Annotated in this window: 8 protein-coding genes; 3 read left to right on the top strand and 5 right to left on the bottom strand. The window is 72.6% G+C overall.

Annotation, left to right across the window (positions count from 1 at the left end; all coding sequences use genetic code 11):
* Window positions 1-265 precede the first annotated feature (265 nt).
* On the top strand, window positions 266-628 hold the full coding sequence (locus tag FXF52_RS38865; protein WP_148804659.1) for a hypothetical protein: 363 nt from the start codon (window positions 266-268) through the stop codon (window positions 626-628).
* A 2-nt stretch (window positions 629-630) separates the two neighbouring features.
* Here FXF52_RS38865 and metH read toward each other — a convergent pair whose 3' ends face one another.
* Window positions 631-4146, bottom strand: a complete 3516-nt coding sequence (gene metH, locus FXF52_RS38860) for a methionine synthase (RefSeq protein ID WP_187413978.1) — start codon at window positions 4144-4146, stop codon at window positions 631-633.
* A 304-nt stretch (window positions 4147-4450) separates the two neighbouring features.
* On the opposite strand from metH, the gene FXF52_RS38855 reads away from it, so the two are divergent.
* On the top strand, window positions 4451-5320 hold the full coding sequence (locus FXF52_RS38855; RefSeq protein ID WP_148804658.1) for a PAC2 family protein: 870 nt from the start codon (window positions 4451-4453) through the stop codon (window positions 5318-5320).
* Between the two features lie 132 nt (window positions 5321-5452).
* Complete coding sequence (locus tag FXF52_RS38850) at window positions 5453-6244, top strand: GntR family transcriptional regulator (RefSeq protein ID WP_148804657.1); 792 nt, start codon at window positions 5453-5455, stop codon at window positions 6242-6244.
* Window positions 6245-6448: 204 nt separating this feature from the next.
* Here the strand turns inward: FXF52_RS38850 and mshC are convergent, their stop codons facing one another.
* From mshC to FXF52_RS38830, 4 genes are all read right to left on the bottom strand, one after another.
* A complete protein-coding gene (mshC, locus tag FXF52_RS38845; RefSeq protein WP_148804656.1) occupies window positions 6449-7687 on the bottom strand; it encodes a cysteine--1-D-myo-inosityl 2-amino-2-deoxy-alpha-D-glucopyranoside ligase in 1239 nt (412 codons plus the stop codon).
* Window positions 7688-7754: 67 nt separating this feature from the next.
* Window positions 7755-8573 carry an SCO1664 family protein gene (locus tag FXF52_RS38840; protein WP_148804655.1) on the bottom strand — a complete coding sequence of 273 codons (819 nt, stop codon included), beginning with the start codon at window positions 8571-8573 and terminating at the stop codon, window positions 7755-7757.
* Window positions 8570-9148: a DUF3090 domain-containing protein gene (locus tag FXF52_RS38835; RefSeq protein WP_148804654.1), complete on the bottom strand. Its 579-nt coding sequence runs from the start codon at window positions 9146-9148 to the stop codon at window positions 8570-8572. Before FXF52_RS38835 ends, FXF52_RS38840 begins: the two co-directional genes overlap by 4 nt.
* 171 nt (window positions 9149-9319) lie before the next feature.
* Entirely contained in the window at window positions 9320-10033 is a 714-nt protein-coding gene (locus FXF52_RS38830) for a histidine phosphatase family protein (RefSeq protein ID WP_148804653.1), read from the bottom strand.
* Window positions 10034-10514 lie beyond the last annotated feature (481 nt).

The following is a 10514-nucleotide window of genomic DNA, read 5'->3' as shown; positions in this document are numbered from 1 at the left end:
AAAGCGTCCGGAGGGACACGCACCAACGGACCGGAAGCTGCCCCGCGCAGCCCACCGACACCAGGGCGTGAACACGACCAGCACACCCACCACCGGCCACCAGCCACGCGGAGCCGCCCTGGGCGCAGGATTCCACCTACACGCCCACGCGACCCCACCACGGTGGGAAACGATCCCGGAAACCCCATCCGACTCAGGATCAATAAGCTGATCAGAGACGCTCGGGAGCCCGCAGGCGCTCGACTCCCTGCCGACTGCCATCTCCATGCCGATCCTCGCCGCCCTGCTCGTCGTCGCCGCATGGCGTGGGCTCGGCGTCCAACTACGGCAAGACGGCGTGCACGTCCGATACGTCCTCGGCTTCCTGATCGTGCCGTGGGAGGCAATGCCTGCGGGACACACCCACCGCCCCGCCGACCAGCCACCGACCTTGCGCCTCGGGTACGCCCGGCCCGAGCTGGTGCAGCGTCGTGGGCGGGCACCAGCAGGCACCCTGCCCACCGACAGCATCGACGCCCAGTTCCTCGCCGACGCCATCCGGCACTACGCCCTACACCCCGAACACCGAGCCGCGATCGGCACCGAACGAGAGCACCAGCGACTACACGAAGCGCTGACCGATCGGTAGCGTCACTTGGCGTTGAAGTAGCTCGCCTCCGGGTGGTGCACCACGATCGCGTCGGTGGCCTGCTCCGGCACCAGCTGGAACTCCTCCGACAACTGCACCCCGATCCGCTCCGCGCCCAGCAGCTCCACGATCTTCGCCCGGTCCTCCAGGTCGGGGCAGGCCGGGTAGCCGAACGCGTACCGGCAGCCGCGGTAGTCGGTGCGCAGCAGACCAGCCAGATCCGCCGGATCGTCGTCGGCCACCGTACGGCCGCCCGGCAGGGTCAGCTCGGCCCGGATCCGCCGATGCCAGTACTCGGCGAGAGCCTCGGTGAGCTGCACGGACAGGCCGTGCACCTCCAGATAGTCGCGGTACTCGTTGCCGGCGAACATCTTCGCCGTGTACTCGCTGATCGGCTGCCCCACGGTGACCAGCTGCAACGCCACCACGTCCAGCTCGTCGCCCTTCGGCCGGAAGAAGTCGGCCAGGCACAGCCGCCGCTCCTGCCGCTGCCGGGGGAACGAGAACCGGGCCCGCTCGCTGTGCCCGTTCTCGTCCAGCACCACCAGGTCGTTGCCCTCCGAGTACGCCGGGAAGTAGCCGTACACCACGGCCGCCTCGAGCACCTGGTCGGCGATCAGCCGGTCCAGCCAGTACCGCAGCCGCGGCCTGCCCTCCGTCTCCACCAGCTCCTCGTACGACGGGCCCTTGCCACCCCGGGCGCCGCGCAGCCCCCACTGCCCGAGGAACGTGGCCCGCTCGTCGAGCAGCGCCGCGTAGTCGGCCAGCGGCAACCCCTTGACCACCCGGGTGCCGAAGAACGGCGGCTTCGGCACCTCCACGTCAACGGCCACGTCGGAGCGGACCGAGGCGTCGTCCAGCTCCGGCAGCGCCTCGTGCACCATGGCCCGCTGCCGCTCCCGCCGCTCCCGGCGGGCCGCCAGGGCCGCCTCCCGCTCCGGGTCGACCACCGGCGCGCCGCCCCGCTTGGCGGTCATCACCCGGTCCATCAGGGACAGCCCCTCGAAGGCGTCCCGGGCGTAGTGCACCTGCCCGGGGAACATCCCCCGCAGGTCGTCCTCCACGTACGCCCGGGTGAGCGCCGCCCCGCCCAGCAGGACCGGCCAACGCTCCGCCACCCCGCGCGCGGCCATCTCGGCGAGGTTCTCCTTCATGATGACCGTGCTCTTGACCAGCAGGCCGGACATGCCGATCGCGTCGGCCCGGTGCTGCTCGGCGGCGTCGAGGATCGCGTTGATCGGCTGCTTGATGCCGATGTTGACGACCTCGTAGCCGTTGTTGGACAGGATGATGTCCACCAGGTTCTTGCCGATGTCGTGCACGTCGCCCTTGACGGTGGCGAGCACGATGCGGCCCTTGCCGCCGTCGTCGGTCTTCTCCATGTGCGGCTCCAGGTAGGCCACCGCGGTCTTCATCACCTCGGCGGACTGGAGCACGAACGGCAACTGCATCTGGCCGGAGCCGAACAGCTCGCCGACCACCTTCATGCCGTCGAGCAGCAGGTCGTTGATGATGGACAGCGGCGGGCGCCCCTCGGCCATCGCGGTGTCCAGGTCGGCCTCCAGGCCGTTGCGCTCGCCGTCGATGATCCGCCGCTTGAGCCGCTCGTCCAGCGGCAGCGCGGCCAACTCCTCGGCCCGGGTGGCGCGCGCCGACGCCGCGTCGACGCCCTCGAAGATCTCGATGAACCGCTGCACCGGGTCGTAGCCCTCGCGGCGGCGGTCGTAGATCAGGTCGAGGGCAACCTCGCGCTGCTCGTCGGGGATCTTCGACATCGGCAGGATCTTGCTGGCGTGCACGATCGCCGAGGTCAGGCCGGCCTGCGCGCACTCGTGCAGGAAGACCGAGTTGAGCACCTGCCGGGCGGCCGGGTTCAGTCCGAAGGAGACGTTGGAGACGCCCAGGGTGAAGTTGACCCCGGGGTAGCGGGTCGAGATCTCCCGGATCGCCTCGATCGTCTCGATGCCGTCGCGGCGGGTCTCCTCCTGACCGGTGGCGATCGGGAAGGTCAGCGCGTCGATGAGGATGTCCTCCCGGCGCAGCCCCCACCGGCCGGTCAGGTCCTCGATCAGCCGGGCCGCGACGCGTACCTTCCAGTCCCTGGTGCGGGCCTGGCCCTCCTCGTCGATGAGCAGGGCGACCACGGCGGCGCCGTGCTCCCGGACCACCGGCATCACCCGCGCGTAGCGGGAGTCGGGGCCGTCGCCGTCCTCGAAGTTCACCGAGTTGACCACGCAACGCCCGCCGAGCATCTCCAGCCCGGCCTCGATCACCGCCGGCTCGGTGGAGTCCAGCATGATCGGCAGGGTGGAGGCGGTGGCGAACCGGCCGGCCAGCTCGCGCATGTCCCGCGTGCCGTCCCGGCCGACGTAGTCGACGCACAGGTCCAGCAGGTGCGAGCCGTCCCGGGCCTGGCCGCGGGCGATCTCCACGCACGCCTGCCAGTCGCCGGCGAGCATCGCCTCCCGGAACGCCTTGGAGCCGTTGGCGTTGGTCCGCTCCCCCACCATCAGGACGCTGGCGTCCTGCGCGAACGGCACGTGGTGGTAGATCGACGAGACCCCCGCCTCCGGCCGCGGCTCCCGGGTCGCCGGTCGCGTCCCGCGCAGCCGCTCCACCAGCACCCGGATGTGCTCCGGCGTGCTGCCGCAGCAGCCGCCCACCAGGGACACGCCGTACTCGTTGACGAACTGCTCCAGCGCGTCGGCCATCTCCACCGGCGTGAGCGGGAAGTAGGCCCCCTCCGCGGTCAGCACGGGCAGGCCGGCGTTCGGCATCACCGACAGCGGGATCCGCGAGTGCTGGGACAGGTAGCGCAGGTGCTCGCCCATCTCCGCCGGGCCGGTCGAGCAGTTGAGCCCGATCAGGTCCACCCCGAGCGGCTCGATCGCGGTCAGCGCCGCCCCGATCTCGCTGCCCAGCAGCATCGTGCCGGTGGTCTCGACGGCGACGTGGCAGATGATCGGCACCTGCCGCCCGAGCTCGGCCATCGCCCGCTTCGACCCGATGACCGCGGCCTTCACCTGGAGCAGGTCCTGGCAGGTCTCCACGATCAGCGCGTCCGCGCCGCCGACGATCAGACCGGCGGCGTTCTCCTGGTACGCGTCCCGCAGCGAGGCGTACGCGGCGTGGCCGAGGGTGGGCAGCTTGGTGCCGGGGCCGATCGAGCCGAGCACGAAGCGGGGCTGCTCCGGCGTCGCGTACGCGTCGGCGGCCTCCCGGGCCAGCCGCGCTCCCGCCTCGGACAGCTCCCGGATCCGCCCGGCGATGCCGTACTCCGCGAGGTTCGGCAGGTTGGCGCCGAAGGTGTTCGTCTCGACGCAGTCCGCCCCGGCCGCCAGGTACGCCTCGTGCACCCCGCGGACGACGTCCGGCCGGGTGACGTTGAGGATCTCGTTGCAGCCTTCGAGGCCGTCGAAGTCGTCCAGGGTCAGGTCGGCCGCCTGGAGCATCGTCCCCATCGCCCCGTCGGCGATGAGGATCCGGTCCGCCAGCACATCGAGCAACGAAGTCCGCACAGAGCCAGGTTAGTGCGACAGTTCCGCACACGGTTGTCGCAAGCGTGCCTTCCCACATACTGTCAGCGGGATCACCACGTCCCTTTCGCCCCCTTCGGCCGGGTTGGTCACGCCGGCCGACCGGCGCGGCCGACGGGCCGCAGCCCGCGCCGGCACGTAGGCTGGCGGACGTGAGGAACATCAGGGACGCGACCGTGCGACGGCTCCAGGTCGCGGCGCGGCGCCAGACGCGCCGAGCTGGCGTTGTCGTAGGCCGGCGGACGTCCGGGCAACCCGCTCCCGGCGAGCAGGGCGAGGTGACGGCGTGACCGAGTTCGACGGACTGCCGGTGCTGCGGTCCCCGGTCGCCATCGCGGCCTTCGAGGGCTGGAACGACGCCGCGGACGCCTCGACCGCCGCCGTGGAGCACCTGGAGCAGGTCTGGCAGGCCCGGCAGGTGACCGAGCTGGACCCGGAGGACTTCTACGACTTCCAGGTGAGCCGGCCGACCATCACCATGGCCGACGGGGAGACCCGCCGGGTGGAGTGGCCAACCACCCGCTTCATGGTGGCCAGCCCACCCGGCACCGACCGGGACGTGGTGCTGATCCGCGGCATCGAGCCGAGCATGCGCTGGCGCACCTTCTGCGAGCAGGTCCTCGAGATCTGCCACAGCCTCGAGGTCGAACGCGTGGTGCTGCTCGGCGCGCTGCTGGCCGACGTGCCGTACACCCGGCCACTGCCGATCAGCGGCAGCGCGTCGGACGCGGACGCCGCCAAGCGCTACCAGCTCACCCCCACCCGCTACGACGGGCCGACCGGCATCGTCGGGGTGCTGCACGACGCCTGCGCCCGGGCCGAGGTCGACGCGGTGTCGTTCTGGGTGCACGTCCCGCACTACGCCAACAACCCGCCCTGCCCCAAGGCCACCCTGGCGCTGCTGCACCGGGTCGAGGAGGTGCTCGACCTGCCGGTGCCGATGGCCGACCTGGCCGAGGAGGCCGCCGAGTGGGAGCAGCGGGTGCGCAGCGCGGCCGAGCAGGACGCCGAGCTGGGCGAGTACGTCCGCGAGCTGGAGGAGCGGGTCGGTGACGCCGGCATCACCCCGCTGACCGGCGACGAGATCGCCCAGGAGTTCGAGAAGTACCTGCGCCGCCGCGGCGGCTCCGCCGGCCCGACCGCCGGCTCCTGGTAGCCCCTCCCCCGATCAGCCGAGCGCGCCGGGCTCCGGACACCTCGTCCGGGGCCCGGCTTTTGGCGTGTCCGGGGTGGCGAGGTTGCCCCCGCCACGACATCCTAGGAACCTAGCTGTCACAAGGAGGCGGGCATGCAGATCAACCCGGGCGCGGCCGAGTTCCCGCACCGGCAGATCGCCGCGCAGCTCAAGGCCCAGGTCCGCCGCGGCGACTGGGGGCCCGGCGAGCGGCTGCCGTCCATCCCGGCCATCGCCGAGATGTTCGGCGTCGCGAAGCAGACGGTGCAACGCGCCGTCGACCAGCTGCGGGTCGAGGGCATCCTGATCACCAAACCCGGCTCCGGTACGTATGTCCGAGGCACCCGGCGCCGGCTCAACCGGCTCTCCCGCGGCCGATACGGCGGCTTCCGCGGCTACCACACCGACCTGGCCGCCCGGTACCGGCAGCAGCTCGTCTCGGTCGGCCGCGCCCCCGCCCCGCCGGAGGTGGCCGACGCGTTCGGGGTGCCCGACGGCACCGAACTGCTCTGCCGGCGGCACCTGGTCCGCACCGACGAGTCGCCGGTCGAGGTGGGCGCCTCCTGGTTCCTGCCGGCCGACACCACGGGCACCTCACTGGAGCGGGCCGAGGCGTTCGGCCGCCCGCTCTACCAGGAGGCCGAGGAGGCCACCGGGCGGCGGTACGTCACCGCGACCGACACGATCAGTGCCCGCCAGCCCAGCCGGGAGGAGGCGGAGATCCTGCAGATCCGGCCGGACACCCCGGTGCTGCACCTGCTGCACGTCGCCTACGACGAGCGGCGCAAGCCGATCGAGGTCGCCCAGGCCACCTGGCCCGGCCCGATGACCACGCTCACCGAGGAGTACAAGATCCCCGCCCCGGCCGAGCAGCCCGACCCGGACCCCGGCCTCGTCCTCGGCTAAGCCCGCCGCCCGTCCCGGTCCGGGCCGAGGGTCGCCCTCAACATGGATGTAGTGGCCTCGGCCGTACGGGGAGGCCACCACATCCCGGATCGAGCACGATCCTGCGCGCCGGGGTGACGGCGCGGCCTGGGCCGCGTCGGGTCAGAGCCGGATCGAGCACGATCCTGCCCGCCGGGGTGACGGCGCGGCCTGGGCTGCGTCGGGTCAGAGGCGGATGCCCAGGAGCGCGTCGACGGTGTCCGCGAAGAGCTTCGGGGCGGCGTTGTCGTCGGCCACCCCGGCGAGGGCCTGCGCGACCCAGGCGTCCGCCACGGCCAGGGCGCCGGGGGTGTCCAGGTCGTCGGCGAGGCGGGCGCGTACCCCGGCCAGCAACTCGTCGCCGGACGGCCCGGCCGGCGCGGCGGCGGCTCGGCGCCAGCGGGCCAGCCGCTCCTGCGCCGCGACCAGCAACTCGTCGGTCCACGAGCGGTCGGCCCGGTAGTGCCCGCTCATCAGGGCCAGCCGGACGGCCATCGGGTCGACCCGGTCCGCCCGCAGCCGGGACACGAAGACCAGGTTGCCCCGGGACTTCGACATCTTCTCCCCGTCCAGGCCGATCATCCCGGCGTGCACGTAGTGGTCGGCGAACGGCGCCTGGCCGGTCAGCCGCTCGGCGTGCGCCGCCGAACACTCGTGGTGCGGGAAGAGCAGGTCGTTGCCGCCGCCCTGCACGGCGATCCGGTCACCGAGCAGGTTCAGCGCGATCACCGCGCACTCGATGTGCCAGCCGGGACGCCCGGCACCCAGCTCGCCGCCCGGCCAGGACGGTTCCCCCTCCCGGGCCCCGCGCCACAGCAACGGGTCCAGCGGGTCCCGCTTGCCGGCCCGGTCCGGGTCGCCGCCGCGCTCCGGGAAGATCTCCAACATCTGCTCCCGGGACAGGTTCGACTCGTAGCCGAACTCCGGGGCCGCGCTGATGTCGAAGTAGACGTCGCCGGTGCCGTCGTCGAGCCGGTACGCCGCGCCATCCTTGAGCAGCACCAGGACCTTCTCGGCGATGTCCGGGATCGACTCGACCGCGCCGACGTAGTGCTCCGGCGGGATGATCCGCAGCGCCTCCATGTCCTCCCGGAACAGGGCGGTCTCCCGCATGGCCAGGACCTTCCAGTCCTCGCCGTCGCGCTCGGCCCGCTCCAGCAGCGGGTCGTCGATGTCGGTGACGTTCTGCACGTACCGCACGGTCAGGCCAGCGTCCCGCCACATCCGCTGCACCAGGTCGAAGGCGATCATGGTAGCCGCGTGCCCGAGGTGGGTGGCGTCATACGGGGTGATGCCGCAGACGTACATCGAGGCGACCCCGTCGGGCTGACTGGGCTGGAGACCCTGCCGTGCCGAGTCGTACAAACTCAGTGGCTCGCCCCGGCCCGGCAGCCGTGGCACCTCGTGTCCCGCCCAAGACTCCATGCCCGCCAGCCTAACGATCCGTCAGGCGCTCGGGGTGCGCGCCGCGGGTGATCAACACGACAACGGCTCACATGGGCGGCCAGGGCATCGCCGGCCAGTCCTCCGGGGGCTGCGGGAACCGCCCGCTCTCCCGCAGCCGGTCCACCCGGGCCGCCACCTCGGCGATCTCACCGACGGTGAGGTGGTCGGCCAACTCGTCGCCGAGCGTCCCGGTGAGCTGCCCGGCCAGTCCGGCCAGCATCTCCACCGCGTCCGGCGGCAACTGCCGGCCGGCCCAGCCCCACAGCACCGTACGCAGCTTCTCCTCGACGTGGAAGCAGACGCCGTGGTCGACCCCGTAGATCCGGTCGTCCGGGCCCACGATGACGTGACCGCCCTTGCGGTCGGCGTTGTTGAGCACCGCGTCGAGGACCGCGAGCCGGGCCAGCCGCGGGTCGTCGGCGTGCGCGAGAGCGTACGCGGCGCCGTCGTCGTCGCGGGCCGCGGCGACCGGGAACCAGCGCGGCGGCAGGGCCTCGGCCGGGACGAAACCGACCAGCGGCTCGACGTCCTCCGGCTCGTCGATCCAGAGCTGGCAGGAGCCGGGGCCGAACGGCCCGTCCCGCAGCACGGTGGGTGGCACCAGGTCCCACCCGCTCGCCCGGGAGACCAGGTACGCCGACACCTCCCGGCCGGCGAGCGTCCCGTCCGGGAAGTCCCAGAGCGGACGCTCGCCGCGGACCGGCTTGTAGACGCAGCGCGCGGTCGCCCCGTCGAGCGTGAGGATCCCGCGCAGGGTGGTGTTGGAGGCGTCGACCAGCCGCCCCTCCAGGGTGAGCTCACCGTCGGTGAGCAGCCGCAGCGTGGCGGCGCCGTCCTGTCGGGGCTGGAGTTCCGACGAGGTCACCGGTGATAACCGTTGTGCCGCGGGCAGAGGTGCCCGGCGGGGTCCAGGGGCTGGCCGCAGAGCGGGCAGGGCGGACGGCCGGCGTTAACCACGCGGCGGGCCCGCTCGATGAACGCGCGGGTCGCCTCGGGGGTCAGCCGCACCCGCAGCCGGTCGAGGTCGTCGTCCGGCTCGTCCGGGTCCTCGTCCTCGTCGTCGTCGGCCTCGCCCAGCGCGACCTCGACCTCCGCCTCACCGGCGGCGATCGCCTCGATCACCACGGTCGCGCTGTCGACATCGAAGGCCAGGCCCAGCGTGCCGACCCGGAACTCCTCGTCGACCGGGGTGTCCAGCGGGTCGTTGTCGCCGACCACGACGGACGCCTCGGGCAGCTGGACGCCGAACCGGCGCTGCGCCTCGGCGAGCAACTCCTCCAGCTTCTCGGCGAGCAGGGACACCTGGACCTTCTCCAGCGCGACGCTGACCAGCCGACCACCGCCGCGCGCCTGCAGGAAGAACGTACGCTCCCCCGGCGGGCCGACGGTTCCGGCGACGAACCGCTCCGGCGGCTCGAAGGCGTGCACCTGGTGGGTCATACCCACGACCCTATCCGGAGGGCGGAACCGCCGTGCAGCGCACCGACGCTGAATCCGCCCAGGGCGAAACACCGGCACCCACGGGGGCCGTTCCCGGGCGTGGCGGGGCGGCTCATCGGTTCACCTCTGTTCGCGACTGCGGCGCTCGCAGGACCGGCTCACTCCTCGCGCTCACGGGGCCGTTCCCGCGCCGCCGCCCACCGCCGCGTCCGAGTCCGTGGCCCGCGCCGACCGCCGGCGGCGCTTTCGCGGCGGCGGCACCAGCCCGGCCAGATCACCGCCCGTGTCGTTGAGCCGGACCAGGAACGGCCGCAGCGGCGTGTAGCGGATCGCCGTCACCGACGCCGGGTCCGCGACGATCCGCTGGAACAGATCCAGGTGTACGCCGAGCGCGTCCGCCACGATGGCCTTGATCACATCGCCGTGGCTGCACGCCAGCCAGACCGCCTCCGGCCCGTGCTCGGCGGTGATCCGGGCGTCCCAGGAACGCACCGCCGCGACCGCCCGCGCCGCCATCGCCGCCATCGACTCCCCCTCCGGGAAGACGGCCGCGCTCGGGTGCTGCTGGACCACCGGCCAGAGCGGCTCCTTCGCCAGCTTCTTCAGCGGCTGCCCCTCCCAGCTGCCGTACCCGCACTCGATCAGCCCCTCCTCCACCACCGGCTCGGCCTGCGGGAGGGCCAGCTCCAGGGTCTGCCGGCAGCGGACCAGCGGGCTGGTCACCACCGCCGCCAGCGGCAGCCCCGTCAACCGCTCGCCGACCGCCGTGGCCTGGGCGCGCCCGGTCTCGTCCAGCTCAACCGGCTGCCGGCCGGCCAGGCCGCCGTCGGCGTTCGCGGTGGTCCGGCCGTGTCGCAGAAGCAGAAGGGTTGCCACCCTGACCACCCTAGGCGGTGCGACGTCCGTTCTCCGCGCTGCGCCCCTGGCCGCCCCGTGCCGATTGGACCTTGATCGACTCCAGGTACGGGATGTGGCGGTATCGGTGGCTATCGGATACCGCCGTTTACGCGACGTGGAGGTGGATCACCGGAGGTTCGCGATCCGGTCGGGCGTTGCGGCGGGTGATGTCCGGTTTGCCGGTGTGGCCGGCCCCGCGGCCGGAATGGTGGGCGGGCAGGGGGCGTTGCACATGGGTGCACGGCCGAGGAAGGCGCCCTGTGTCAGGGCTGCCGGGTGGACCCGGGTCGGAATGACGGTGGGCCGCCGGTCGTTGTACATGGTCCCGGCCGCCGCGGAGAGGCGATCCCCCGTCGCCCCGCTGGCCAGCCGGCCGAAGACTTCCCCCGACGGTCACCGACTCATAGTCTCGGCGGCCTTTTCGAGCACCTGACGGTGCTTGCGTGCCCCGCCCGACCCCCATGGGCTG

Origin of the sequence: Micromonospora sp. MP36, from assembly GCF_008119785.1 — a bacterium.
In the GTDB taxonomy this organism is placed as follows: Bacteria; Actinomycetota; Actinomycetes; order Mycobacteriales; family Micromonosporaceae; genus Micromonospora.
The sequence above is the reverse complement of the archived record's forward strand: the minus strand, read 5'-3'. Positions and strand labels throughout refer to the sequence as shown.

Bases quoted from the DNA above. Each gene is read 5' to 3' on its own strand.
- FXF52_RS38835 (WP_148804654.1), bottom strand. From the start codon at position 9,148: ATGACCCACCAGGTGCACGCCTTCGAGCCGCCGGAGCGGTTCGTCGCC.
- FXF52_RS38865 (WP_148804659.1), top strand. From the start codon at position 266: ATGCCGATCCTCGCCGCCCTGCTCGTCGTCGCCGCATGGCGTGGGCTC.
- FXF52_RS38850 (WP_148804657.1), top strand. From the start codon at position 5,453: ATGCAGATCAACCCGGGCGCGGCCGAGTTCCCGCACCGGCAGATCGCC.
- mshC (WP_148804656.1), bottom strand. From the start codon at position 7,687: ATGGAGTCTTGGGCGGGACACGAGGTGCCACGGCTGCCGGGCCGGGGC.